The sequence below is a fragment of the Streptomyces sp. NBC_00663 genome (genome assembly GCF_036226885.1).
GTDB lineage: Bacteria > Actinomycetota > Actinomycetes > Streptomycetales > Streptomycetaceae > Streptomyces.
This window is the reverse complement of record NZ_CP109027.1, coordinates 8,647,941-8,671,573: the sequence shown is the minus strand read 5'-3', so window position 1 is coordinate 8,671,573 and position 23,633 is coordinate 8,647,941. Positions and strand designations below refer to the sequence as shown.

At 71.6% G+C, this 23,633-nt stretch carries 23 protein-coding genes; 12 read left to right on the top strand and 11 right to left on the bottom strand.

All coding sequences use genetic code 11. From position 1 onward, the window contains the following. The first annotated feature begins 9 nt into the window (after positions 1 to 9). Positions 10 to 456, top strand: coding sequence for a type II toxin-antitoxin system PemK/MazF family toxin (locus OG866_RS39390; protein WP_329342263.1), 447 nt, complete (start codon positions 10 to 12; stop codon positions 454 to 456). Here the strand turns inward: OG866_RS39390 and OG866_RS39385 are convergent. Beyond that, positions 441 to 1,256 (bottom strand): TIGR02452 family protein, encoded by an 816-nt coding sequence (locus tag OG866_RS39385; protein ID WP_329342261.1) that lies wholly within the window; start codon positions 1,254 to 1,256, stop codon positions 441 to 443. The genes OG866_RS39390 and OG866_RS39385 overlap by 16 nt on opposite strands. A 277-nt stretch (positions 1,257 to 1,533) precedes the next feature. Between OG866_RS39385 and egtA the strand changes: the two genes are divergently transcribed. Genes egtA through OG866_RS39360 form a run of 5 tightly spaced genes read left to right on the top strand, consistent with a single transcriptional unit; the run spans position 1,534 to position 6,241 of the window. Beyond that, positions 1,534 to 2,937 (top strand): ergothioneine biosynthesis glutamate--cysteine ligase EgtA, encoded by a 1,404-nt coding sequence (egtA, locus tag OG866_RS39380; protein ID WP_329342259.1) that lies wholly within the window; start codon positions 1,534 to 1,536, stop codon positions 2,935 to 2,937. Continuing rightward, positions 2,934 to 4,244: an ergothioneine biosynthesis protein EgtB gene (gene egtB, locus OG866_RS39375; RefSeq protein WP_329342257.1), complete on the top strand. Its 1,311-nt coding sequence runs from the start codon at positions 2,934 to 2,936 to the stop codon at positions 4,242 to 4,244. Before egtA ends, egtB begins: the two co-directional genes overlap by 4 nt. Continuing rightward, positions 4,244 to 5,023 carry an ergothioneine biosynthesis protein EgtC gene (egtC, locus tag OG866_RS39370; protein ID WP_329342256.1) on the top strand — a complete coding sequence of 260 codons (780 nt, stop codon included), beginning with the start codon at positions 4,244 to 4,246 and terminating at the stop codon, positions 5,021 to 5,023. Before egtB ends, egtC begins: the two co-directional genes overlap by 1 nt. Next, positions 5,020 to 5,982 carry an L-histidine N(alpha)-methyltransferase gene (egtD, locus tag OG866_RS39365; RefSeq protein ID WP_329342255.1) on the top strand — a complete coding sequence of 321 codons (963 nt, stop codon included), beginning with the start codon at positions 5,020 to 5,022 and terminating at the stop codon, positions 5,980 to 5,982. Before egtC ends, egtD begins: the two co-directional genes overlap by 4 nt. 43 nt (positions 5,983 to 6,025) lie before the next feature. Continuing rightward, positions 6,026 to 6,241, top strand: coding sequence for a dodecin (locus OG866_RS39360; protein WP_329342254.1), 216 nt, complete (start codon positions 6,026 to 6,028; stop codon positions 6,239 to 6,241). Positions 6,242 to 6,276: 35 nt separating this feature from the next. Here OG866_RS39360 and OG866_RS39355 read toward each other — a convergent pair whose 3' ends face one another. Continuing rightward, entirely contained in the window at positions 6,277 to 6,765 is a 489-nt protein-coding gene (locus tag OG866_RS39355; RefSeq protein WP_329342252.1) for a phosphatase domain-containing protein, read from the bottom strand. A gap of 86 nt (positions 6,766 to 6,851) precedes the next feature. On the opposite strand from OG866_RS39355, the gene OG866_RS39350 reads away from it, so the two are divergent. From OG866_RS39350 to OG866_RS39330, 5 genes are all read left to right on the top strand, one after another. Then, positions 6,852 to 8,057: a right-handed parallel beta-helix repeat-containing protein gene (locus tag OG866_RS39350; RefSeq protein ID WP_329342250.1), complete on the top strand. Its 1,206-nt coding sequence runs from the start codon at positions 6,852 to 6,854 to the stop codon at positions 8,055 to 8,057. An 89-nt stretch (positions 8,058 to 8,146) separates the two neighbouring features. After that, the gene (gene rpmF, locus OG866_RS39345) at positions 8,147 to 8,317 is read left to right on the top strand and encodes a 50S ribosomal protein L32 (protein WP_095750490.1); all 171 of its coding nucleotides are present in this window, start codon (positions 8,147 to 8,149) and stop codon (positions 8,315 to 8,317) included. A gap of 7 nt (positions 8,318 to 8,324) precedes the next feature. Beyond that, a complete protein-coding gene (locus OG866_RS39340; RefSeq protein WP_329342249.1) occupies positions 8,325 to 9,497 on the top strand; it encodes a GTP-binding protein in 1,173 nt (390 codons plus the stop codon). Positions 9,498 to 9,546: 49 nt separating this feature from the next. Further along, positions 9,547 to 10,545 carry an LLM class flavin-dependent oxidoreductase gene (locus OG866_RS39335; protein WP_329342248.1) on the top strand — a complete coding sequence of 333 codons (999 nt, stop codon included), beginning with the start codon at positions 9,547 to 9,549 and terminating at the stop codon, positions 10,543 to 10,545. An 11-nt stretch (positions 10,546 to 10,556) separates the two neighbouring features. After that, complete coding sequence (locus tag OG866_RS39330; RefSeq protein ID WP_329342247.1) at positions 10,557 to 12,887, top strand: excinuclease ABC subunit UvrA; 2,331 nt, start codon at positions 10,557 to 10,559, stop codon at positions 12,885 to 12,887. 22 nt (positions 12,888 to 12,909) lie between these two features. On the opposite strand, the gene OG866_RS39325 is transcribed toward OG866_RS39330, so the two are convergent. The 6 genes from OG866_RS39325 to OG866_RS39300 form a co-directional block, all read right to left on the bottom strand. Then, positions 12,910 to 13,776: a lysophospholipid acyltransferase family protein gene (locus OG866_RS39325; RefSeq protein WP_329342245.1), complete on the bottom strand. Its 867-nt coding sequence runs from the start codon at positions 13,774 to 13,776 to the stop codon at positions 12,910 to 12,912. Continuing rightward, complete coding sequence (locus tag OG866_RS39320) at positions 13,776 to 14,543, bottom strand: GNAT family N-acetyltransferase (protein ID WP_329342244.1); 768 nt, start codon at positions 14,541 to 14,543, stop codon at positions 13,776 to 13,778. Before OG866_RS39320 ends, OG866_RS39325 begins: the two co-directional genes overlap by 1 nt. Before the next feature lie 157 nt (positions 14,544 to 14,700). Continuing rightward, positions 14,701 to 15,726 (bottom strand): hypothetical protein, encoded by a 1,026-nt coding sequence (locus OG866_RS39315; protein WP_329342243.1) that lies wholly within the window; start codon positions 15,724 to 15,726, stop codon positions 14,701 to 14,703. Between the two features lie 99 nt (positions 15,727 to 15,825). Further along, positions 15,826 to 16,575 carry a succinate dehydrogenase/fumarate reductase iron-sulfur subunit gene (locus OG866_RS39310; RefSeq protein ID WP_329342242.1) on the bottom strand — a complete coding sequence of 250 codons (750 nt, stop codon included), beginning with the start codon at positions 16,573 to 16,575 and terminating at the stop codon, positions 15,826 to 15,828. Further along, the gene (locus tag OG866_RS39305; RefSeq protein WP_329342241.1) at positions 16,572 to 18,521 is read right to left on the bottom strand and encodes a fumarate reductase/succinate dehydrogenase flavoprotein subunit; all 1,950 of its coding nucleotides are present in this window, start codon (positions 18,519 to 18,521) and stop codon (positions 16,572 to 16,574) included. The genes OG866_RS39310 and OG866_RS39305 overlap by 4 nt, the downstream gene beginning before the upstream one ends. Positions 18,522 to 18,523: 2 nt before the next feature. After that, a complete protein-coding gene (locus OG866_RS39300) occupies positions 18,524 to 19,195 on the bottom strand; it encodes a succinate dehydrogenase (RefSeq protein WP_329342240.1) in 672 nt (223 codons plus the stop codon). Between the two features lie 131 nt (positions 19,196 to 19,326). On the opposite strand from OG866_RS39300, the gene OG866_RS39295 reads away from it, so the two are divergent. Continuing rightward, complete coding sequence (locus tag OG866_RS39295; RefSeq protein ID WP_329342238.1) at positions 19,327 to 20,211, top strand: LysR family transcriptional regulator; 885 nt, start codon at positions 19,327 to 19,329, stop codon at positions 20,209 to 20,211. Positions 20,212 to 20,218: 7 nt separating this feature from the next. Here OG866_RS39295 and OG866_RS39290 read toward each other — a convergent pair whose 3' ends face one another. The 3 genes from OG866_RS39290 to OG866_RS39280 all read right to left on the bottom strand — a co-directional run bounded on the left by OG866_RS39290 (position 20,219) and on the right by OG866_RS39280 (position 23,502). Next, complete coding sequence (locus OG866_RS39290) at positions 20,219 to 20,362, bottom strand: hypothetical protein (RefSeq protein ID WP_329342236.1); 144 nt, start codon at positions 20,360 to 20,362, stop codon at positions 20,219 to 20,221. A gap of 186 nt (positions 20,363 to 20,548) precedes the next feature. After that, positions 20,549 to 22,684, bottom strand: coding sequence for a putative bifunctional diguanylate cyclase/phosphodiesterase (locus tag OG866_RS39285; protein ID WP_329342234.1), 2,136 nt, complete (start codon positions 22,682 to 22,684; stop codon positions 20,549 to 20,551). Further along, positions 22,681 to 23,502 (bottom strand): SAM-dependent methyltransferase, encoded by an 822-nt coding sequence (locus OG866_RS39280; protein WP_329342233.1) that lies wholly within the window; start codon positions 23,500 to 23,502, stop codon positions 22,681 to 22,683. The genes OG866_RS39285 and OG866_RS39280 overlap by 4 nt, the downstream gene beginning before the upstream one ends. Positions 23,503 to 23,633: the final 131 nt, after the last annotated feature.

Sequence of the window (23,633 nt, the reverse complement as noted above, 5' to 3'; positions counted from 1 at the left end):
GGTGCCCCCGTGACTGCGTTTACCGATGAGAACGTTCCCGGCCGCTTCGGCGCCACCGCCACCACCGAGGCCGCCCCGCGCGAGGTGGGCCGGGTGCGCACCGAGTACTCACCCGCGCACGACGGCGACCCGGACCCCGGGGAGATCGTGTGGACCTGGGTGCCCTTCGAGGAGAACGACGGGCGGGGCAAGGACCGGCCCGTGCTGGTGGTGGCCAGGGAGGCGGCCGGGACCGTCCTCGCCGTGCAGCTGTCCAGCAAGCGGCACGACGGCGACCGCGAGTGGGTGCCGATCGGCAGCGGCCCCTGGGACAAGTCGGGCCGCGACTCCTGGGTGGACGTGGACCGCATCCTGCGGCTGCACGAGGACGGCATGCGCCGGGAGGCGTGCGCGCTGGACCGCGGCCGGTTCAACCTGGTCAGGCAGCGGCTGCACGAGCGCTACGGCTGGACCTGAAAGGTCTTCTCGAAGGCCGCCCGCACCACGTGACCCTGCGTGCGGTCGAGGACCCCGAACACCACGTGCTCGAAGGCCTCCGCGAACCTTCCCCCGGGCCGCAACAGGGCGTGAAAGGCCCCCGCCACCTGCGTCGGATCGTTCTGGAAGACCCCGCACCCCCACGCCCCGAGCACCAGCCGCCGGTACCCCTCGGCCGCCGCGACCTCCAGCACCCGCTCGGCGCGGACGGCCAGGGCCCGCGGCAGCTCGCCGGCCCGCTCCGGCGCCGTACGCCGGACGACGCCCGCGTTGGGCGCGGCGGCCGTCAGGAAGCCGCAGAGGTACGGCTCGTCCAGGAACCGGCCACGGTCGTCGCGGAAGACGGGCACGGCCGGTGAGTGGAGGACACGGTCGGTGTAGAACGGGTCGCGGTGGGCCCGGTGGTGGTCGTAGAAGTCTCGGGCCTCCCGTACGCACGCGTACAGCGCGGAGGCCCGGCACAGGGCCTCCTCCTGGGCCTGGGCGCCGTTGAGATAGCCGCCGCCGGGGTTGCGGGCCGAGGCGAAGTTCAGGACGGCCGGGTTGCCGCCGAGCCGGCGCGCGGCCTCCAGGCTGCTCTCGCCGGTGACCTCGACGAACAGGTCGGCCGGCGTCCAGACCGGCACCGGCACCGGCACCGGCCCGTACATCCGCGTACCGGCCCGCGCGGCTTCTGTCGCCTCCCCCACGGACACCTCGCGCCCGTCAGGGAGGCGATAGAAACCGGCCTCGACGATCTGTTCCGTCTGCTGGGCGATCCCGCGCAGGCGCGCGCTCATGGCGCCACCCCCGTGGGCGCCACGATCGCGCGCCGTGCGCGCTCCCCCGTCGTGCTCATGCAGGCATCGTGGGCGATGCTGGTCCTACGGTGCAACGGAGTTTCCCGGCCTCGAGAACACCCAGGAAACGCACAGGAAACGGAGATCGTCAGCCCCGATTGCGGCAATGTGCACCCTTGTGCGATTCGCTTCGAGGGTTTTGGGTGGGACGAGCGATGCCGGTCCGGCCAACATCATCCGGGCCGGCGGCATGGTGGAATCTCAGGAGGATCCCGACATGTCCGATTCGGTTACCGACTGTAGCGACTGTACGGAGCCCCGCACCGCTCTGTCCGCCGCCGAGGTGGAGGCCCTGGTCAGGGGCATCTGCTTCAAGACCGGACCGCCCCGCACCGTCGGGGTAGAGGTGGAATGGCTCGTCCACGAGCTGCGGACACCGCAGCTCCCCGTCACACCCGAACGACTCGAAGCGGCCTACGCCGCACTGCGGACCGTGCCCCTGAGCTCGGCGCTCACCGTCGAGCCCGGCGGCCAGCTGGAGCTCAGCTCGCCGCCCGCCGCCTCCCTGATGGAGTGCATCGGCACCGTCTCCGCCGACCTCGACGCCGTCCGTACGGCGCTCGCCGGGCACGGTCTCGGCCTCGTCGGCCTCGGGCACGATCCCTGGCACTCCCCTCGCCGGTATCTCCACGAGCCCCGCTACGACGCCATGGAGGCGTGCCTCGACCGCACCGGCCCGGCCGGCCGCGCGATGATGTGCACCTCCGCGTCCGTGCAGGTCTGCCTGGACGCCGGCTACGAGGAACCGGGCCCGCTCGGGCACGGCCGGCGCTGGTGGCTGGCGCATCAGCTGGGCGCGGTACTGGTCGCCGCGTTCGCCAACTCCCCGCTGGTCGGCCGGGAGCCCACTGGCTGGCTCTCCACCCGGCAGCTGCTGTGGATGGAGATCGGCGCGGGCCGCGCGGGCGCTCCCCCGCTGGACGGGGACCCCCGCGAGACCTGGGCGCGGCATGTGCTCGACGCCCCGGTGATGTGCATACGGCAGGACGGCCGGGCCTGGGACGTCCCGGACGGCATGACCTTCCGCGACTGGACCCGCTCCGGCGTGCCGAGGCCGCCGACGCGGGAGGACCTCGACTACCACCTCACCACCCTCTTCCCGCCGATCAGACCGCGCGGCCACATCGAGTTGCGCATGATGGACGCCCAGCCCGGCGAGGACGGCTGGATCGTGCCGCTCGCGGTGACGACGGCGCTGTTCGACGACCCGGAGGCGGCCGAGACCGCCTACCGCGCGGTGAAGCCGCTGGCCGAGCGGTCGCTGGGGCGGCCGGCCCCGCACAACCCGCTGTGGCTGGACGCGGCGCGCACCGGTCTCGCCGACCCGGAACTGCACGACGTGGCCGTCCAGTGCTTCACGGCCGCCCTCGACGCCCTGCCGAGGCTCGGCGCGACCGACGAGGTCCGGGGCGCGGTCGCCGCGTATCTGGAGCGCTACGTCCGCCAGGGCCGCTGCCCCGCCGACGACCTGCTGGACCTGCTGCGCGGGAACAACGCCGACGAACCGCCGGACCGGCCGCACAGGAACCACCCCGCCGACGAACCGCCGGACCGGCCGCACAGGAACCACCTCGCCGACGAACAGCTGGACCGGCCGCACGGGAAGGACCTCCGCACATGACCGACGACGCCGAGACGCTCCGCGTACGGGCGCTGACCACCCTCACCACGGCCCGCGACCGCACCACGCTGCTGACCAGCTGCGTCGACGACCCCGACCTCACCGCCCAGCACTCCCCCCTGATGTCCCCGCTGGTGTGGGACCTCGCCCACATCGGCAACCAGGAGGAGCTGTGGCTGCTGCGGGGGGTCGCGGGCCGGGAGGCGATGCGCCCGGAGATCGACGGCCTGTACGACGCCTTCGAGCACCCGCGCGCGGAACGGCCGAAGCTGCCGCTGCTACCGCCCGCCGAGGCCCGGAAGTACGCGGCGGAGGTGCGCGGCAGGGTCCTGGACCTGCTGGAGTCGACCGCCTTCCACGGCACCCGGCTCACCGAGGCCGGCTTCGCCTTCGGGATGATCGCCCAGCACGAACAGCAGCACGACGAGACGATGCTGATCACGCATCAGCTCCGCACCGGCCCGCAGGCGCTCACCGCCCCCGACCCGAAACCGGCGCCCCTGTACACCGGCCCGGCCGAAGTCCTCGTCCCCGGCGGCCCGTTCATGATGGGCACCTCCACGGAGCCCTGGGCGCTGGACAACGAACGCCCCGCGCACCGGCGCGAGGTGGCGCCGTTCCACATCGACACCGCTCCGGTCACCAACGGGGCGTACCAGGAGTTCATCGAGGACGGCGGCTACTCGGTCGACCGGTGGTGGTCACCGGCCGGCTGGGCGCACATTCGGGAGCACTCGATCGACGCCCCGCTGTTCTGGCGCCGCGACGGCGATCAGTGGCTGCGCCGCAGGTTCGGCGTCACCGAGGCCGTCCCGCCCGACGAGCCGGTGGTGCACGTGAGCTGGTACGAGGCCGACGCGTACGCCCGCTGGGCCGGGCGCCGGCTGCCCACGGAGGCCGAGTGGGAGAAGGCGGCCCGTCACGACCCCACCACCGACCGCTCGACGCGCTACCCGTGGGGCGACGCCGACCCGGGCCCCGAGCACGCCAACCTCGGCCAGCGGCATCTGCGCCCGGCCCCGGCGGGCAGTTACCCGGAGGGCGAATCCCCGCTGGGTGTACGCCAGTTGATCGGCGACGTGTGGGAGTGGACGGCGAGCGACTTCCTCCCGTACCCCGGTTTCCAGGCGTTCCCGTACAAGGAGTACTCGGAGGTGTTCTTCGGCCCCGAGTACAAGGTGCTGCGCGGCGGTTCGTTCGCCGTGGACGCGGTGGCCTGCCGGGGGACGTTCCGCAACTGGGACTACCCGATCCGGCGGCAGATCTTCTCCGGCTTCCGCACCGCCCGGTCCGCGGAGGGCGTCTGATGTGCCGTCACCTGGCCTATCTGGGCCCCGAGGAGCCGCTCGGCAGCCTCCTGGTGGCGCCGCCGCACAGCTTGTACCGGCAGTCGTGGGCGCCTCGGCGGCAGCGGTACGGGACCGTCAACGCCGATGGTTTCGGGGTCGGTTGGTATGCGCCGGGCGACCCGGTGCCGGCGCGCTACCGCCGGGCGGGCCCGATCTGGGCGGACCAGTCCTTCGCCGACCTGGCGAGGGTGGTCCGCACCGGCGCCCTCCTCGCCGCCGTCCGTGACGCGACCCTGTCCGGCGCCGACGCCGAAGCCGCGGCGGCGCCCTTCGCGAGCGGGCCGTGGCTGTTCAGCCACAACGGCGCCGTCAAGGGCTGGCCCCGCTCCCTGGCACCGTTGACGGAGACCCTTCCGGCGGCGGATCTGCTGGCGATGGAGGCCCGCAACGACTCCGCGTTCGTGTGGGCCCTCGTCCTCGCCCGACTCCGGGCCGGCGACGAGGAGGGACAGGCGCTGGCCGACACAGTCCTGGAGGTCGCCGCGGCGGCCCCCGGGTCCCGCCTCAACCTCCTCCTCACCAACGGCGAGTCCATCGCCGCGACCGCCTGGGGCGACACCCTCTGGTATCTGGCGAGCCCCGGCCGCAGCACCGTAGTGGCCTCCGAGCCCTACGACGACGATCCGCACTGGCAGGAGGTCCCCGACCGCACGCTGCTCGCGGCCAGCGGCACCGACGTGCTGCTGACGCCGCTCAAGGAGCCCTCCGTGGAATCGCTGAAGGAGCCGCGCACGTGAGCCCGTTCCGCCTGACCCGCACCCTGCCCGAGGACGCCACCGAGGCCGCCCTGCGCGCCGACGTCCTGCACGGCCTGACCCGCACCCCGAAGACCCTCCCACCGAAGTGGTTCTACGACGCCCATGGCAGCGAACTCTTCGATCGGATCACCGAGTTGCCCGAGTACTACCCGACCCGCGCGGAACGGGAGATCCTTGTCGCCCGCTCCGCCGAGATCGCGGCGGCGACCGAGGCCCGCACCCTCGTCGAACTGGGCTCCGGCTCCTCGGAGAAGACGCGGTACCTCATCGACGCGCTCACGGGTCTGCACACCTACCTCCCGGTCGACGTCAGCGAGAGCGCGCTCACCCAGGCCGGTCACGCGCTCATCGCCGAGCGGCCGTCGCTGAGCGTGCACGCGCTCATCGCCGACTTCACGGCCGAGCTGGTCCTGCCCGAGACGCCGGGGCCCCGGCTGGTCGCCTTCCTCGGCGGCACGATCGGCAATCTGCTGCCGGCCGAACGGAAGGCGTTCCTGGCCTCGGTCCGCGCCCTGCTCTCCCCCGGCGACGCCCTGCTGCTCGGCACGGATCTCGTCAAGGACAAGAAGGTGCTGGTCAGGGCGTACGACGACGCGGCGGGTGTGACGGCCGCGTTCAACAAGAACGTCCTCACGGTCGTCGACCGGGAGCTGGACGCCGACTTCGATCCCGCCGCCTTCGACCACGTGGCCCTGTGGGACGCGAAGAACGAGTGGATCGAGATGCGGCTGCGCTCCCGCACCGCGCAGACCGTGAAGATTCCCGCCCTGGACCTCGCCGTCGACTTCGCGGCCGGCGAGGAACTGCACACGGAGATCTCGGCGAAGTTCCGGAAGGAGGGAGTGCGGGGCGAACTGGCCGCCGTGGGACTCGAGTTGTCCCACTGGTGGACGGACGACGAGGGCCGCTTCGCGTTGTCGCTGAGCCGGGTGCGATGACGGACGGCTCGCGCTCGGCCGTCGCCTGGGGCACGGTGGATCCATGACGAATCACACCTATCGGGTGACCGAGATCGTCGGCACCTCGCCCGACGGCGTCGACCAGGCGATCAACAACGGCATCAGCCGCGCCTCCCAGACCCTCCGCAACCTCGACTGGTTCGAGGTGACCCAGGTACGGGGCCAGATCGAGAACGGTCAGGTCGCGCACTGGCAAGTCGGCCTGAAGGTCGGCTTCCGCCTGGAGGAGTCGGACTGACCGTCCGGACCTAGGGCCTGTCCGCCGGACAGGCCCTAGGTCCGCCCCTCCCGCTCCTGCGCGTTCTCCAGCGTGGCGGAGGGGGCGGTCCAGCGCGCCCGTACCACCGTGAAACCGGCCCGTTCGGCGTCCTCGCAGACGAGTTCGTCGTCGTCCACCAGCACCCTGATCTCCCGGGTGCGCTCCAGGCGGCGGAGGATCTCCAGCTTGGTGCGCCGGGCGGGCCTGCGGTCGTTGTCCCGCCGCATGTGAATGCGGCCCTCGGGCAGTCCCTGGGCGGCGAGCCAGTCCACCGTGTCCTGCCGGCAGCGCTCGGGCCGGCCGGTGAGGTAGACGACCTCGCACTCCTGCGCGTGCTCCAGCACCAGCGCGATGCCCCGCGGGAGGGGCGGATCCGCGGGGGCCGCGGCGAAGAAGCCGTCCCAGTCGCGCGGCTTCCGCTCCAGGAAGTGCTGCCGGTGGGCGGTGTCCGCGAGGGTGTTGTCGAGGTCGAACACGGCGAGGGGGCGTTTACTGTCGGTCACACCGCTCACCTTAGGACCCGGCAACCTTCCGGCGCCGTGCGGCCACTTCTCTGCGGCAGGGCAGGCAGCGGAGGCGGGAGGGTCACATGCGGAACGCGTCGATCTGGACGGCGGCGATCGTGGGCGCGATGGCGGCGACGACACTGGGTCTGGCGGGTGAGGCGACCGCGGCACCGAGAACACTGGTGGTGGCCACCGACGGGAACGACTCCGCCGCGGGCACGCTCACCCAGCCGCTGCGGACCATCCAGAAGGCGGTGGACCTGGCCGCACCCGGTGACGTCATCGCCGTGCGCGGGGGCACCTACGCCCTCACCGACAACATCACGATCACCCACTCGGGCACCGCGTCCCAGCCCATCTCCCTGGGCGCCTACCAGGGGGAGCGCGTGGTGGTCGACGGTGAGCAGCTGCCCGCGAGCCACACGCCCGTCGGGGGCAGCATCCCGCGGGCCGAGCGCGGGGCGGTCCACCAGGAGGCGTCGTACTGGCGGATCTCGGACCTGGAGATCGTCAACGGCCCGTACGGGATCTACTGCGACGGCTGCGACGGCAATGTCTTCTCCCGGCTGAAGACCCACGACAACTACGAGTCCGGGTTCCAGCTCCAGGGCGCCTCCGGCGACAACCAGATCCTGAACCTGGACAGCTACGGCAACCGTGATCCGCGCAAGAACGGTGAGAGCGCCGACGGACTGGCCGTCAAGGAGGGCAGCGGCACGGGCAACGTGGTGCGCGGCGCCCGGCTGTGGAACAACGTCGACGACGGCTTCGACGCCTGGAAGTTCACCTCGCCGATCACGATCGAGAACACGGTCGCGTACGGCAACGGCTACAACCGCTGGAACTTCCCGGACTTCGCGGGCGACGGCAACGGCTTCAAGCTGGGCGGCGGCAGCCCGGCCCCGGCGGTGGGGCACACCGTGCGCAACAGCGTCGCCTTCAAGAACGCGGCGCACGGTTTCACGGACAACGGCAATCCGGGGGCGCTGGCGCTGACCCGCGACACGACGTGGGCCAACGCCGGCACCGGTTTCGACGCCGATGTCTCGGGCGGGACGGCCACGCTCACCGCGAATCTCTCGGTCGCCGACGCCCGTGCGGCGGCCGTCGGGTCGAGCACGGCCGCCAGCGGCAACTCATGGAATCTGGGCGGCACTTGGAACGCCGCGGCGGTCCTGAGCACGGACCCGGCACCCCTCACGGGCGCGCGGGCCACCGACGGTTCGCTCCCGTCGGCGCCGTCGTTCCTGGTGCCGCGCAACGGGGCGGGTATCGGGGCCCGCTTCTGACGCGACCCACTTGAGCCCACAATTGTTAATGGGATCCATTTTCATGTAGCGTCCTCGGTGCTCACCGCCCCACCGAGGAGGTCCCTGTCATGGCTGTCCCCAAGCGGAAGATGTCCCGCAGCAACACCCGCCACCGCCGCGCGCAGTGGAAGGCGGCCACGCCGACGCTGGTTCCCGTCACGATCGACGGCGTGCGTCACCTCGTACCGCAGAACCTCGTCAAGGCGTACGAGCGCGGCCTGCTGCGTCCCGAGGGCTGAGCGCCTCATGCCCACGCACGACCGCCTGCCGGTCACCGTCCTGTCCGGGTTCCTCGGAGCGGGCAAGACCACGCTGCTCAACCATGTGCTGGCCAACCGCGAGGGCCTGCGCGTCGCCGTGATCGTCAACGACATGAGCGAAGTCAACATCGACGCCGCCCTGGTGCGGGGCGGTGAGGCCGCGCTGTCGCGGACCGAGGAACGCCTGGTCGAGATGACCAACGGCTGCATCTGCTGCACGCTGCGCGACGACCTGCTGGAGGAGGTGGACCGGCTGGCCCGGGAGGGCAGGTTCGACCACCTGCTCATCGAGTCGTCGGGCATCTCCGAACCCATGCCCGTCGCGGCCACCTTCGCCTTCGCTCGCGACGACGGGGCCACACTCGGGGACGTCGCCCAGCTGGACACCATGGTCACGGTCGTGGACGCGGCCAACTTCCTGCCCGAGCTGGCCGGCGGCGACGAGCTCGCCGAGCGCGGGCTGGCCCCGTTCGAGGACGACGAGCGCACGGTGAGCGATCTGCTCGTGGACCAGATCGAGTTCGCGGACGTACTGGTCCTCAACAAGCTCGACCTGGTGGACGAGGAATCGGCGGCCCGACTCCGCGCGGCCTTGCGCCGCCTCAACCCTGTCGCCCGGATCGTCACGGCCCATCACGGACGCGTGCCCCTCCGACAGGTCCTCGACACAGGCCTGTTCGACCTGGACCGCGCACAGCAGGCACCGGGCTGGGTGCGGGAGCTGAACGGCGACCATGTCCCCGAGACCGAGGAGTACGGCGTCTCCTCGACCGTCTTCCGCTCCGAACTCCCCTTCCACCCCGGCCGGTTGTGGGCGTTCGTGACAGAGCACCTGGACAGCGGGAACTACGGACACGTCCTGCGCTCGAAGGGCTTCTTCACTCTCGCCACCCGCCCGCAGGTGACGGGTCTGTGGTCCCAGGCCGGTTCGGTGGCCCGCTTCGAGCCGTCGGCCGCACGGGACGCCGAGGCGCCGTACGCGCAGGAACTGGTCTTCATCGGAACGCGGTTGGAGCAGGAGCGGCTGTGTGAGGCGCTCGCAGCCTGTCTGATGACGCCGGGCGAGAGCGCCCCGTCCGAGGACCCGTTCCCGGCCTGGGGCACCTACGGCATCGACGACACCTGCGACCACGAGGAACACGCCGTGGCCGTCCACTGACGCCGGGTGACGCCGGGAATACGGGAGGGACCGCAACGTTGCACTCCGTGTGAGTTCCCTGATCGGCGCCGCCCGCTTCTCCGTGCTCGACCGCTCCCGCACCCGCGAGGGGCACTCGAACGCGGAGGCGCTGCGTGACACCGTGTGGTTCGCGCGGCAGGTGGAGGAGCTGGGCTATCACCGGTTCTGGGTCTCGGAACACCATGGCGTGCCCGGCGTCGCCGGTTCCGCGCCGACGGTGCTGGCGGCGGCCGTGGCGGGTGCGACGCGGCGCATCCGGGTCGGCACGGGCGGGGTGATGCTGCCGAACCACCGTCCGCTGGTGGTGGCCGAGCAGTTCGGCGTCCTGGAGTCCCTCTTCCCGGGCCGTATCGACATGGGCCTGGGCCGTTCGGTCGGCTTCACCGACGGTGTGCGCAGGGCGCTGGGCCGCGACAAGGACGACGCCGACGACTTCGCCGCCCAACTCGACGAGCTGCTGGGCTGGTTCGCCGGTACGTCCCCCACGGGAGTGCACGCCCGCCCGGCCGAGGGCCTGACCGTCCCGCCCTTCGTCCTCGCGATGGGCGAGGGCGCCGGCATCGCCGCCCGCGCGGGCCTGCCGATGGTCATCGGCGACCTCAGGAACCGCGAGAAGATGCGGCGCGGCATCGACGACTACCGCACCCACTTCCGTCCCTCCCCCTGGGCGAGCGAACCGTACGTCGTCGTCTCCGGCACGATCGCGGTGGCCGCCACCCCCGAGGAGGCCCGCCGCATCCTGATCCCCGAGGCCTGGTCGATGGCCCACTCCCGCACCCGCGGCACCTTCCCGCCCCTGCCCCCGGCCGACCGGGTGGAGACGCTCACCCTCTCCCCCAAGGAGCGCGCCCTCTACGACTCCGGCCTCACCGGCCACATCGCCGGCACCGAGGAGCAGGTGGCGGACGAGCTGGAGGCGCTGCTCAAGGAGACGGAGGCCCAGGAGGTCCTGGTCACGACCAGCACCTACGACCGTGACGCGCTGCTGGACTCCTACCGACGGCTGGCCGCGATCGTCTCCGACTAGAGTTCCCCCTCATGCACACCCCACATGACCCGTTTGTCCGTGTCCGAGGCGCCCGAGAGCACAATCTCCAGGGCGTGGACGTCGACATCCCACGGGACGTGCTGGTCGTGTTCACCGGGGTGTCGGGGTCCGGGAAGTCATCGCTGGCGTTCGGGACGGTGTACGCGGAGGCACAGCGGCGGTACTTCGAGTCCGTGGCGCCGTACGCGCGCCGGCTGATCCATCAGGTCGGGGCGCCGAAGGTCGGGGAGATCACCGGGCTGCCGCCGGCCGTCTCCTTGCAGCAGCGGCGTGCGGCACCGACGTCGCGTTCCTCGGTCGGTACGGTCACCAACCTCTCGAACTCGCTGCGGATGCTGTTCTCCCGGGCCGGCGACTATCCGCCGGGGGCCGAACGGCTCGATTCGGACGCCTTCTCGCCCAACACGGCCGCCGGGGCCTGCCCGGAGTGCCACGGGCTGGGGCAAGTGCACCGCACCAGCGAGGAGTTGCTGGTCCCCGACCCTTCCCTGTCCATCCGTGACGGCGCGATCGCCGCGTGGCCGGGTGCCTGGCAGGGCAAGAACCTGCGGGACATCCTCGACGCCCTCGGCCACGACGTGGACCGGCCCTGGCGTGAACTCCCCGCCGAGCAGCGGGAGTGGATCCTGTTCACCGAGGAGCAGCCGGTCGTCACCGTGCACCCGGTGCGGGACGCCGAACGCATCCAACGGCCCTATCAGGGCACGTACATGAGCGCCCACCGGTATGTCATGAAGACCTTCTCGGACTCCAAGAGCCCGACCCTGCGCGCGAAGGCCGAGCGGTTCCTGCACAGTGCGCCCTGTCCGGGCTGCGGGGGCAGCCGGCTGCGCCCGGAGGCGCTGGCCGTGACCTTCGCGGGGCGCACGATCGCCGAGCTGGCGGCCCTGCCGCTCGCCGACCTGGCCGGGCATCTCGACGCGGTCGGCGAGGCCGCCCGGGTCCTCACCGAGGATCTGAAATCCCGGGTCGCGCCCGTCCTCGAACTCGGTCTCGGCTATCTCAGCCTCGACCGGGCGACCCCGACCCTCTCGGCGGGCGAGCTGCAACGCCTGCGCCTGGCCACCCAGTTGCGCTCGGGTCTGTTCGGTGTGGTCTACGTCCTGGACGAGCCCTCCGCCGGACTGCACCCGGCCGACACGGAGGCGCTGCTGACCGTCCTGGAGCGGCTGAAGGCCGCGGGGAACTCGGTGTTCGTGGTGGAGCACCATCTCGATGTCGTCCGGGGCGCGGACTGGCTGGTGGAGGTGGGTCCGCTCGCCGGTGAGCACGGCGGCCGGGTGCTGCACAGCGGCCCGGTGGCGGAGCTGGTCTCGGTCGAGGAGTCGGCCACGGCCCGGTACCTCTTCGACCGCTCGCCCGCGCCCGCACGCGAACTGCGCACCCCCAGCGGGCAGTTGAAGGTCGGCCCGGTCACCCGGCACAACCTGCGGGCCGTCACGGCGGAGTTCCCGCTCGGCGTCTTCACCGCCGTGACCGGCGTGTCCGGTTCCGGGAAGTCCACGCTCATCGGCGAGATCACCGAGGAGCTCGCGGGCGTCGGCCGGCTGGTCTCGGTCGACCAGCGGCCCATCGGGCGCACCCCGCGCTCCAACCTCGCCACCTACACCGGCCTGTTCGACGTCGTCCGCAAGGAGTTCGCGGGCACCGAGGAGGCCCGTCGGCGCGGCTTCGGGGTGGGGCGGTTCTCCTTCAACGTCAGCGGCGGGCGCTGCGAGACCTGCCAGGGCGAGGGGTTCGTCAGCGTCGAGCTGCTGTTCCTGCCGAGCACCTACGCCCCGTGCCCGGACTGCGGCGGGGCCCGCTACAACCCCGAGACGCTCGAAGTGACGTACCGGGGGCGGAACATCGCGCAGGTGCTGGACCTGACGGTGGAGTCCGCGGCGGAGTTCTTCGCGGCCACGCCCGCCGTGGCGCGCAGCCTGGGGACGCTGCTCGACGTGGGCCTCGGCTATCTGCGCCTCGGCCAGCCCGCCACCGAACTCTCCGGCGGCGAGGCCCAGCGCATCAAGCTGGCGAGTGAACTCCAGCGCGGCCGCCGCGGCCACACCCTCTACCTCCTCGACGAACCGACCACGGGCCTCCATCCGGCCGACGTCGACGTCCTGATGCGCCAGTTACACGGCCTCGTCGACGCCGGGCACACCGTCATCGTCGTGGAGCACGACATGTCGGTCGTCGCGGGCGCGGACTGGGTGATCGACCTGGGCCCCGGCGGCGGCGACGCGGGGGGCCGGATCATGGCGGCGGGGTCTCCGGCGGAGGTGGCCCGTGCGACGGGGAGCGCCACGGCGGCCCATCTGGCGCGGGCCCTGGGCTGAAGTCCCCGCGCACACCCCGCCGTTACGCCACGGCGACCTCCTCCGAGGCGCGGGCCGGATCTTTTGGCAGCCGCGCCACGGCCACCGACGTCGAGTGGATCCAGCCCGGTTGGCGGCCGGACGCATCCGGCTGAGCGGCGCGGGCGAGTGAGCGTCGGTCGAGGTGGGCCCCGGCCGGAATGGCATCGCGTACCTCCACCTCCGCCACCAGCCCCCGCGCCGACACCACCCGCCACAGCGAGGCGAGCAGTGTGTCCTCGCCGACGAAGGCGGGCGCGGTACTGGCCGTGCCCCCGTCCGACCGGTAGCGCAGCCGCACCGGTTGGACGGGGACCCTCGCGTCGAGGGCGGCCTGGAAGGCGGCCCGGCGGAAGGGGCCCTGGGCGCGTCCGCACCAGGTGCTGCCCTCGGGGAAGACCGCGACCGCCTGCCCCGCGCGCAGTGCCCCGGCGATACGGGCGACCGTGTCCGGAAGGGCCCGGAGCCGGTCCCGGTCGATGAACAGCACCCCGCCCCTGGCGACGAGCGCGCCCGCCACCGGCCACTGCCGGATCTCGGCCTTGGCGACCATCCGCGCCGGGCGCACGGCCGCGAGCAGCGGGATGTCCAGCCAGGAGATGTGGTTGGCGACGAGCAGCGTGCCGCCGGCGGGCGCGGCGGCGCCGGAGACCCGGACCCGGACGCCGGCGGCCCGTACGATCCACCGGCACCACCGGCGCACCGCACCGGCGGGGATCCGTCCGCCGAGCGGCGACAGCAGGACTCCGGCACCCACCAGGGCCACCACCGCCGCCAGCCGCAGTGCGGCGCGCGGTACGGCGACCGCGGTCCCCGTCGGCTCCACGCAGGCCCCCGGGGTGCAGGGCGCGCTGGGCAGCCAGACGCTCATCAGGCCGGTACGAGAGAGAGGAAGTGCCGCAGATAGCGCGGGTTGACCCGGCGCATCGACAGCAGCACATACAGGTCGGCGACCCCGAAGTCCGGGTCGTGGGCGGGCTCCCCGCAGACCCAGGCACCGAGGCGGAGGTAGCCGCGCAGCAGGGCGGGCAGCTCGCCCGGCCCGGCGGCGGCCTCGCCGGGGACCCACGGCAGCAGCGGTCGTACGCGGTACTCCTCCGGTGCCAGGTGCTTGGCCCGCACCCGCTCCCAGGTCGCGGAGGCGAGCGCGCCCCCGTCGGCTAGCGGGATGGAGCAGCAGCCGGCCAGCCACTCGTGGCCGCGGTCGATCATGTAGCGGGCGATACCGGCCCAGATGAGCCCGATGACGGCGCCGTCCCGGTGGTCGGGGTGCACACAGGAGCGGCCGACCTCGACGAGGCCCGGGCGCAGGGCGTCGAGCGGGGTCAGGTCGAACTCGCTCTCCGAGTAGAGCCGTCCGGCGACCGCGGCCCGCTCGGGCGGCAGCAGCCGGTAGGTGCCGACGACCTGTCCGGTCAGGGTGTCGGTGACGAGCAGGTGGTCGCAGTAGGCGTCGAAGGCGTCGACGTCGTACCCCGGCTGGGGGCTGGTCAGCAGGGCGCCCATCTCGCCGGCGAACACGTCGTGCCGCAGCCGCTGGGCGGCCCGGACATCGGCCTCGTCGCGGGCGAGGGTGACGGTGTAGCGGGTGGGGGCGGTGGAGCGGGGCGGGGAGTCCAGAGCGGATACGGCGGTCATGGCTCACTCCAGGTCACGGGCCGGTTCGGCCTGAGGGGGAAGAACAGGCCGGCGGGTACGGCCTGCGCGTACCTGTTCTTCCGATGCCGTCTGGCCGGTACATGACCGGTGGCGGGAGCCGGGATGTGGGGTTGTTGAACGCCGTGGTCCGTGGCCGTCACGTGGCCGGGACGCAACCTCCCAGCCAGTAGCGCGTCTCCGCCTCGTCGAGGACGCGCTCCAGGACGAGGTCCCCGGTCATGTTCGGGAAGAAGCGGCCCGAGGGCCAGCTGCGCTCGTAGGCGGGCGGGTCGAGGACGAGCAGGCGTACGCCGTCGACGACGGGGATGTCGGCGGGCGTGCCCTCGTTCCACACCCATTCCCCGCCGGGCGTCATGAGGTTGAACGAGCCCACGGTGTGCACCTGTCCGGGCGCGTCGCGGCAGACGGCGGCCTCCTGCGGCGACGGGGCCCGGCCCGGCACATGACCGCCGCCGACCAGGACGTCCGCGAGGAGGGTGTGCAGCTGGAAGTTGTCCCCTATGCCGCCCATGCGCATCCGGTACCCGGTGCCGGAGGGGCGGTGCAGGACGACCAGCGGTTCGTCGTCGAGGACGAGCAGCGCGTACTTCAGGCACTTGAACTGGTGCCCGGTCGTCTCCTCGACCGCCGTGACCGCCCGCACCAGCCGGGCGCGCAGCGAGCCGTCCAGCGCGCTGCGCACCTGGGGGTGGTTGAGCAGGGCGAGGCAGGCCATCTCGAACTGGGGCAACGACAGCCAGGCGAGGGCCGCTTCGGGTCCCACCCGCTCGAAGAGCACCGGATGGGCGTCGCTGTCGTCCGGGTGCGGGTGGTCGCCGCCGCCGGTCTCCTGCCAGCGTTCGCAGAACTCCCCCACCTCGGCGAGGGTTTCGGCCAGTTCCACGAAGACGTACGGTGCGCAGGGCCGGGGGTTCGCACCGCGCTCCACACAGGCGCCGACGATCACCGCCACGATGCCTCGGGGCCCCGGCGGCACCTCGGGCAGCAGCGCGGCGAGCCGCGGGGCGGCCTGCGCGATCTCGTGCGGGCCGGCTTCGCCGAGGCTTGCGTGCATCTCCTGGAACGCGCGATCGGCCCCGTCCGGGTCCTGGCCGCGCACCGCGGTCTCGAATCCGGCGACGGCGCCGAGGAACCGCTCCCCCGTCTGGCTTCCGAAGATCATGCGCACAGGCTATCGAGGCCGGAAGAGCGAGACGGGGCCGGGGAGCACCACTCCCGACCCCGCCCGTCCGCACTCTGTCGGCGAACGTCCTTGTATTGCCTACCTCTTGGCGACCTTGCGCGTGGCCCGCAGCCATTCCTTGTTCATGCCCGTGATGGACATCAGCGGGATGCCCTTCGGGCAGGCCGTGGCGCACTCGCCGGTGAGGGTGCAGCCGCCGAAGCCCTCCTCGTCCATCTGCGCCACCATGTCGAGCACTCGCGTCTCCCGCTCGGGCGCGCCCTGCGGCAGGACGTTCAGGTGGTTGACCTTGGCCGAGGTGAACAGCATCGCCGCCCCGTTGGGGCACGCGGCGACACACGCCCCGCAGCCGATGCACTCGGCGTGTTCGAAGGCGAAGTCGGCGTCCGGCTTGGGCACCGGCGTCGCGTGTGCCTCCGGCGCGGCGCCCGTCGGGGCGGTGATGTAGCCGCCGGCCTGGATGATCCGGTCGAAGGCCGACCGGTCCACGACCAGGTCCTTGATCACGGGGAACGCCGAGGCCCGCCACGGCTCGATGTCGATCGTGTCGCCGTCCTCGAAGGAGCGCATGTGCAGCTGGCAGGTGGTGGTGCGCTCGGGTCCGTGCGCATCGCCGTTGATGACCAGGCTGCACGCGCCGCAGATGCCCTCGCGGCAGTCGTGGTCGAAGGCCACGGGGTCCTCACCGCGCAGGATGAGCTCCTCGTTGAGGGTGTCGAGCATCTCCAGGAAGGACATGTCGGAGGAGATGCCGTCCACCTGGTACGTGGACATGGCGCCGTCGGCGTCGGCGTTCTTCTGCCGCCAGACGCGCAGGGTGAGCTTCATGCGTAGCTCCGCTGGGTGGGGTGGACGTACTCGAAGACGAGGTCTTCCTTGTGCAGAACGGGAGCCGAGCCGGTGCTCGTGAACTCCCAGGCGGCCGCGTAGGCGAACTCCTCGTCCCTGCGGGCCGCTTCGCCGTCCGGGGTCTGCGACTCCTCGCGGAAATGTCCGCCGCAGGACTCGGCGCGGTGCAGCGCGTCGAGGCACATCAGCTCGGCGAGCTCCAGGTAGTCGACGATCCGGTTGGCCTTCTCCAGCGACTGGTTGAACTCCTCGCCGGTGCCGGGGACCTTGATGCGGCGCCAGAACTCCTCGCGGATCTGCGGGATCCGCTCCAGGGCCTTGCGCAGTCCGGCGTCGGTGCGGGCCATGCCGCAGAACTCCCACATGAGTTCGCCGACTTCACGGTGGAAGGAGTCGGGGGTGCGGTCGCCGTCGACGGACAGGAGCAGGTTGAGCCGGTCCTCCGTCTCGGCCAACACCTCCTGCACGGCGGGGTGTTCGGCGCTCACCTCGCCCTGGTCGGGGTTGCGGGCGAGGTAGTCGTTGATGGTCGCGGGGAGCACGAAGTAGCCGTCGGCGAGCCCCTGCATCAGCGCCGAGGCGCCGAGCCTGTTCGCGCCGTGGTCGGAGAAGTTGGCCTCGCCGATCGCGAACAGGCCGGGGACGGTGGTCTGGAGGTCGTAGTCGACCCACAGTCCGCCCATCGTGTAGTGCACGGCGGGGTAGATCCGCATCGGGACCGTGTACGGGTCCTCGTCGGTGATCCGCGCGTACATGTCGAAGAGGTTGCCGTACTTGGCCTCGACGGCCCCCCGCCCCATGCGCCGGACGGCGTCGGCGAAGTCGAGGTAAACACCCTGGCCGCCCGGGCCGACGCCGCGCCCTTCGTCGCACACGTTCTTCGCGGCGCGCGAGGCGATGTCACGGGGCACCAGGTTGCCGAAGGACGGATAGATGCGCTCCAGGTAGTAGTCGCGCTCGTCCTCGGGGATCTTGTTCGGCGGCCGGTCGTCGCCCTTGGCCTTCGGCACCCAGATCCGGCCGTCGTTGCGCAGCGACTCGCTCATCAGCGTCAGCTTGGACTGGTGCTCGCCGGTGCGCGGGATGCAGGTGGGATGGATCTGCGTGAAGCAGGGGTTGGCGAAGTACGCGCCGCGCCGGTGGGCCCGCCAGACGGCGGTGGCGTTGGAGTTCATCGCGTTGGTCGACAGATAGAAGACGTTGCCGTAGCCACCGCTGGCGAGTACGACGGCGTCCGCGAAGTAGGTGTCGATCTTCCCGGTGATGAGATCCCGTGCCACGATCCCGCGCGCCCGCCCGTCGACGACGATCAGGTCGAGCATCTCGGTCCGCGGGTGCATCTCGATGTTCCCGGCGGCGATCTGCCTGCTGAGCGCCTGGTAGGCGCCGAGCAGCAGCTGCTGGCCCGTCTGGCCGCGGGCGTAGAAGGTCCGTGAGACCTGCACACCGCCGAAGGACCGGGTGTCGAGCAGACCGCCGTACTCGCGGGCGAACGGCACGCCCTGCGCGACGCACTGGTCGATGATCTCGACGGAGATCTGCGCGAGCCGGTGCACGTTCGACTCCCGCGCCCGGAAGTCTCCGCCCTTGACGGTGTCGTAGAACAGCCGGTGGACGGAGTCGCCGTCGTTGCGGTAGTTCTTGGCCGCGTTGATGCCGCCCTGTGCGGCGATGGAGTGGGCGCGCCGCGGGGAGTCCTGGTAGCAGAACTGGACGACGTGGTAGCCCTGTTCGGCGAGGGTGGCACCGGCCGAACCGCCCGCGAGGCCCGTCCCCACCACGATCACGGTGTGCTTGCGCCGGTTGGCCGGGTTGACCAGTTTGGCCTCGAAACGGCGCTTGTCCCAGCGCTCGTTGACGGGCCCGGAGGGCGCCTTGGTGTCGACGACCGGTTCGCCGGTCGCGTACTCCGCGTAAGAGGTCATGTTCAGCTCACCACTCCGGTCATGACGCCCACGGGTACGGCGATGAAGCCGGCCGTGAGCAGCAGCGCGAGGACGTTCGCCGTGGCCTTCAGGGCACGGTCGCGGGTACGGCTGCCGGCGCCGAGGGTCTGGGCGGCGCTCCAGAAGCCGTGCCGGACGTGCAGGCCCAGAGCCAGCATCGCGACGATGTAGATGACGTTGCCGTACCAGGTGGAGAAGGTGTCCACCACGTTCTGGTACGGGTGGCCCTCCTGGAATCCGCCCGTGTGCACGGTGCCGGTCGTCAGGTCGAGGAGGTGCCAGATGATGAAGAGGCCGAGGATGATGCCGCCCCAGCGCATGGTGCGGGTCGCGTAGCTCGTCCGCGCCTTGCTGTGGACGTACTTCGTGGGGCGCGCCCTGATGTCGCGTCGGCTGAGCTGGTAGGCGGAGACGGCGTGCGCGACGACCGCGACGACGAGGACGACGCGGATCACCCACAGCGTCCACTCGTAGTGCATGAAGGGCTCGCCGAGGGTGCGCAGCCAGTGGGCGTAATGGTTGAACTCGCCCGCCCCGAAGAAGATCTTCAGGTTCCCGATCATGTGGACGACCAGGTACGACAGCATGATCAGACCGCTGACGGCCATCACCGTCTTCTTGCCGACGGAGCTGTCCCAGACGGTGCGTGCCATGGACGGTCGTCGGTCCGTCCGCGTTGCCAGTGCCATGTCCATGAACGCTAGGGCCGTCGGGCCCCATCGGTCCAAGACATGGTCCGGCTTGATTCGATAGGCAGCGGCTATCGAGCGGCTATCGTACGGTCATGCAGTTCACGCAGCTCCAGTACTTCGTGGCGGTCGCCGAGACCAGGCACTTCACCCGGGCCGCGGACCTGATCCATGTCGCCCAGCCGTCCCTTTCCCAGCAGATCAAGGCACTGGAGCGGGAGCTGGGCGCGGATCTGTTCCTCCGGGCCCGGGGCAACATCACCCTCACGGACGCCGGTGAGGCCCTGCTCCCGCTGGCCCGCCGCATCCTGGCCGACGCGGACACGGCCCGGCACGAGGTGCAGGAACTGGTCCAGCTGCGCAGCGGCCGGGTCCGGCTGGGCGCGACCCCGAGCCTGTGCACCGGCCTGCTCCCGGACGTGCTCCGCGCCTTCCACGACCGCTACCCCGGCATCCGCCTGCTCATCGAGGAGGGCGGCTCCCACGACCTGGTCCGTGAACTGGCCCGCGGCGCCCTGGACCTCGCGCTCGTCGTCCTCCCGCTGCCGACCCCGTCCCCCGCGCTGACCACGGTGGAGCTGCTGCGCGAGGACCTGGTGGTGGTGTCGTCCCCGGAGGCCCCCAAACCGGGCGCCGGCCGCCGTACCGTACGCATCGCCGACCTGGAGGGCGAACGCCTGGTGATGTTCCGGCACGGCTACGACCTGCGCGAACTGACGGTCGCCGCCTGCCGCGCGGAGGGCTTCGAGCCGGACTTCGCGGTCGAGGGCGGCGAGATGGACGCGGTCCTCGGGTTCGTGCGGGCGGGGCTGGGGGTGGCCGTCGTCCCCCGGATGGTGGCGGCACGCTCCGGACGGGGCCTGCGGGTCACCCCCCTCACCCGCCCCGGCCTGCACCGCACGATCGCCCTGGCCCACCGCAGCGACGTGGCCCCACCGCGAGCCGCACGCGAGTTGCAGCGGATGCTGCTCGAACGGTGACAGCCCCCTACCGCGCCCTGCGCTCCGCCGCGGCCTGTCGTACGGCGTCCAGCGGGATCCCCGCCTGTTCGCACAGCGTGGCCAGGTCGAAGTAGATCGTCTCGCCGGCCATGAGGCCCTGGCTGAAGGGGACGATGTTGGCGAACGGCACCTCGAAGGCGCCTGGACCGAGTCGATGTCGCGCGCCGCCTCGGCCTCGCGGTGGGCCTCGAAGAGCCGACGCATGGTGGTGATGTCCATGTCCGCGCTCCCTCCGCTCAGGGTGCCGGTGGCCCCCCTTCGATCGTAGGAAGGGGGGCACCGGACAGCCACCGCTCGGGTGTCACACGGCCATCGCTCAGCCCGTCGCGTCCACCAGTGCCAGTTCGTGCAGTCGGTCCGGGGGGCCCGGGCGGGCGTAGTACCAGCCCTGGGCCGTGTCGCAGCCCAGTATGCGCAGTTGCTCGGCCTGGGCGCCGGTCTCCACGCCCTCGACCGTGACCGCGAGGTCCAGGCTGTGGGCGAGGGAGACGATGCCCTCGACGATCTTGAGGTCGACGGGGTCGGCCGGGAACTGCTGCATGCTCTGGGTGAAGGAGCGGTCCAGCTTGAGGATGCTCACCGGGAGGCGGCGCAGGTTCGCCAGGTTCGAGTAGCCGGTGCCGAAGTCGTCCAGGGCGATGTCGACGCCCATCTCGGCCAGCCGGCGCAGGGGCTTGAGAAGGTCGTCGTCCGCGCCGATCAACGCCGACTCGGTGACCTCCAGACACAGCGCGTCCGGGTCGACACCGGTGCGCTCCAGGATGTCCACCGTGTCCTGCACCAGACCGGGGTGGGTGAGCTGACACGGCGACAGGTTGACGTTGATACGCAGCGGGCCGGCGTCCGTGTGGCGTTCCCGCCAGTCGCGGGCCTGGCGGACGGACTGCTCCAGGACCCAGCGGCCCAGCGGGACGATCAGGCCCGTGTGCTCGGCGAGCGGGATGAAGCGGTCGGGGCCGAGCACACCGTGCTGCGGATGCAGCCAGCGGACCAGGGCTTCCGCGCCGCGGACGCTGCCGTCACCGAGGTGGACCAGCGGCTGGTACTCGATGAAGAACTCGCCCCGCTCCAGGGCGGTCGGCAGGGCGGTGGTCAGGCCGTGCCGGGTGATGGCGCGGGCGTCCGCCTCCGCGTCCGCCAGCTCGAAGCGGTTGCCGCCCGAGGCCTTGGCCCGGTACATCGTGATGTCGGCGCTGCGCAGCACCTCCGCCGCGCTGCGCTCCCCCGCCGGGCCCTCGACGATGCCGATGCTGCCGCGCACGGTCAGCTCACGGCCGTCGACGCTGATCGGGGCGATGAGCGCGTGCATGATCCGGGAGGCCAGCTCGTCGACCTCGCGCTCGGTGTCGGTGCCCGTCGTCAGCGCCACGAACTCGTCACCGCCCAGACGGGCGACCATCTCGCCGGGCGCGGTCGTGCACGACTGGAGCCGGTCGGCCACTTCGACGAGCAGCCGGTCGCCGGCCGCGTGGCCGAGGCTGTCGTTGATGGTCTTGAAGCCGTCGAGGTCGAGGTAGCACAGGCCGAACCGCTGGCCCTCGCCCGCGCCGAGCGCCTTCTCCAGGCGTTCGAAGAAGAACGTGCGGTTGGGCAGGCCGGTCAGCGCGTCGTGCGTGGCCTCGTAGCGCAGCCGGAGGTTGAGCAGCCGGCGCTCGGTGGTGTCCTCCATCAACGCCAGCTGGTACTGCGGGTCGCCGTCCGCGTCGCGCAGCAGGGAGACCGTCAGGTTGGTCCACAGAGCCGTTCCGTCAGGGCGGGAGAAGGCCTTCTCGACGTGGTAGTGCTCGCGCTCGCCGCGGACCAGCTCGTCGTAGAGGGTCCAGGTCTGGGGCGCGTCCTCGGGGTGGGTCCACTCCGCCACGTTCCGGCCGAGCATCGTCTTCTCGGTGATGCCGAACATCCGCAGCAGGGCTTCGTTGACCTGGAGGATGTTGCCGTCGAGGTCGGCCATGCCGATTCCTATGGCGGCGCCCTCGAAGACCGCGCGGAAGCGCGCCTCGCTCGCGTGCAGCGCCTGCGCGACCACGCCCTGCGCCTTCAGGGCCGCCGCGGAGATCGCCTCCTGCTCGGCCAGCGTCCGCTCGCGCAGGGCCTGCGCGAACCCGGCGGCCATGGCGTGCTGAAGCCGGGAGGCGCGCACCCGCAGATCCTCCTGGTCGCCGTCGCCGCCGCAGTACAGCACCAGGTAGGCGTCGACGCAGTCCAGCGTCCGGCTGAGCGCCTCCGGGTCGGTGCAGTGCACCGTGACGAGGGCGGCCCCGACGGACCTGCCCGCGTCGGCGTCGAAGGTCCTGGTCCGCAGCGCCTCGCTCAACCGGCGGGCCAGCGGCAGGAGTTGTGCCTCGAACTCGGGCCGGGTCGAGGACGTCGTGGTCACCGGGAACACCGCCCGGCTCCAGATCGTCGCGAACCGGCGCAGTCTGTCCTCCGGCCCGTCCGGCTCGGCGCTCACGCCCTGCGCCCCACGCCGGCGAACCCGGAGAAGGCCCAGGGATCCTCGTCGTCAGGGTCCCAGGTCTCCGTCTCCGGCCGCCAGCGCGGCATCGGCACCAGTCCCGGTTCCACCATGTCGTACCCCTCGAAGAACCGCGCGATCTCGTCGCGCGAGCGCATGATCAGCGGGTTGCGAATGTCCTTGTACACGTCCACCGCACCCCCGGCCCGCTCGGCCGGCAGCGGGATTCCCTCGTACGAGGCATGCGTGAGCACCAGCAGGCTGCCGGGCGCGAGCGCGTCGCGCAGCTCGGCCACCGCCCCGTACGGGTCGTCCTCGTCTTCCACGAAGTGCAGTATGGCAACGAGAAGCAGGGCCACCGGCCGCTTCAGGTCGATCAGTTGCTGTACTTCGGCGCTCGCGACGATCTCCTGCGGCTTGCGCAGATCCGCGGCGACGACCCCTGCCCGCTCGATCCCGGCGAGGACGGCCTGGCTGTGGGCGACGGCCACCGGGTCGTGGTCGACGTAGACGACGCGTGCGTCGGGGTCGGCGGCCTGGGCCACCTCGTGGACGTTGCCGAAGGTCGGGATGCCCGAACCGACGTCCAGGAACTGGGAGATGCCCTGGTCGACGGCGAAGCGGACCGCGCGTCGCATGAACGCCCGGTTCGCCTGCATGATCTTGGGCAGCCCCGGCATGAACTCCATCGCCTTGCGAGCGGCTTCCCGGTCGACCTCGAAGTTGTGCGAACCGCCCAGGTAGTAGTCGTAGATCCGCGAGACACTGGGCACCGAGATGTCGATGCTCCGTGGGGCCCAGGCGGGACGCTCCATCTAGCTCTCCAAGGCTTCAGGCGATCCGGTGTTCGAGCTGAGGCTACTGATCGCCTGCCAAAGGAGCGAGCCGAAACGGAAATTGACCGTCCGTTCCCGGTCACTGCCTGCGGCACGTGCCGAGTTGACCT

Bases quoted from the DNA above. Each gene is read 5' to 3' on its own strand.
- OG866_RS39310 (WP_329342242.1), bottom strand. From the start codon at position 16,575: ATGAAGCTCACCCTGCGCGTCTGGCGGCAGAAGAACGCCGACGCCGAC.
- OG866_RS39320 (WP_329342244.1), bottom strand. From the start codon at position 14,543: ATGACCGCCGTATCCGCTCTGGACTCCCCGCCCCGCTCCACCGCCCCC.
- OG866_RS39315 (WP_329342243.1), bottom strand. From the start codon at position 15,726: ATGATCTTCGGAAGCCAGACGGGGGAGCGGTTCCTCGGCGCCGTCGCC.
- OG866_RS39280 (WP_329342233.1), bottom strand. From the start codon at position 23,502: ATGGAGCGTCCCGCCTGGGCCCCACGGAGCATCGACATCTCGGTGCCC.
- OG866_RS39330 (WP_329342247.1), top strand. From the start codon at position 10,557: ATGCACACCCCACATGACCCGTTTGTCCGTGTCCGAGGCGCCCGAGAG.
- OG866_RS39350 (WP_329342250.1), top strand. From the start codon at position 6,852: ATGCGGAACGCGTCGATCTGGACGGCGGCGATCGTGGGCGCGATGGCG.
- egtB (WP_329342257.1), top strand. From the start codon at position 2,934: ATGACCGACGACGCCGAGACGCTCCGCGTACGGGCGCTGACCACCCTC.
- OG866_RS39295 (WP_329342238.1), top strand. From the start codon at position 19,327: ATGCAGTTCACGCAGCTCCAGTACTTCGTGGCGGTCGCCGAGACCAGG.
- egtC (WP_329342256.1), top strand. From the start codon at position 4,244: ATGTGCCGTCACCTGGCCTATCTGGGCCCCGAGGAGCCGCTCGGCAGC.
- OG866_RS39300 (WP_329342240.1), bottom strand. From the start codon at position 19,195: ATGGCACGCACCGTCTGGGACAGCTCCGTCGGCAAGAAGACGGTGATG.
- OG866_RS39385 (WP_329342261.1), bottom strand. From the start codon at position 1,256: ATGAGCGCGCGCCTGCGCGGGATCGCCCAGCAGACGGAACAGATCGTC.
- egtA (WP_329342259.1), top strand. From the start codon at position 1,534: ATGTCCGATTCGGTTACCGACTGTAGCGACTGTACGGAGCCCCGCACC.
- OG866_RS39360 (WP_329342254.1), top strand. From the start codon at position 6,026: ATGACGAATCACACCTATCGGGTGACCGAGATCGTCGGCACCTCGCCC.
- rpmF (WP_095750490.1), top strand. From the start codon at position 8,147: ATGGCTGTCCCCAAGCGGAAGATGTCCCGCAGCAACACCCGCCACCGC.
- OG866_RS39340 (WP_329342249.1), top strand. From the start codon at position 8,325: ATGCCCACGCACGACCGCCTGCCGGTCACCGTCCTGTCCGGGTTCCTC.
- OG866_RS39325 (WP_329342245.1), bottom strand. From the start codon at position 13,776: ATGAGCGTCTGGCTGCCCAGCGCGCCCTGCACCCCGGGGGCCTGCGTG.
- OG866_RS39305 (WP_329342241.1), bottom strand. From the start codon at position 18,521: ATGACCTCTTACGCGGAGTACGCGACCGGCGAACCGGTCGTCGACACC.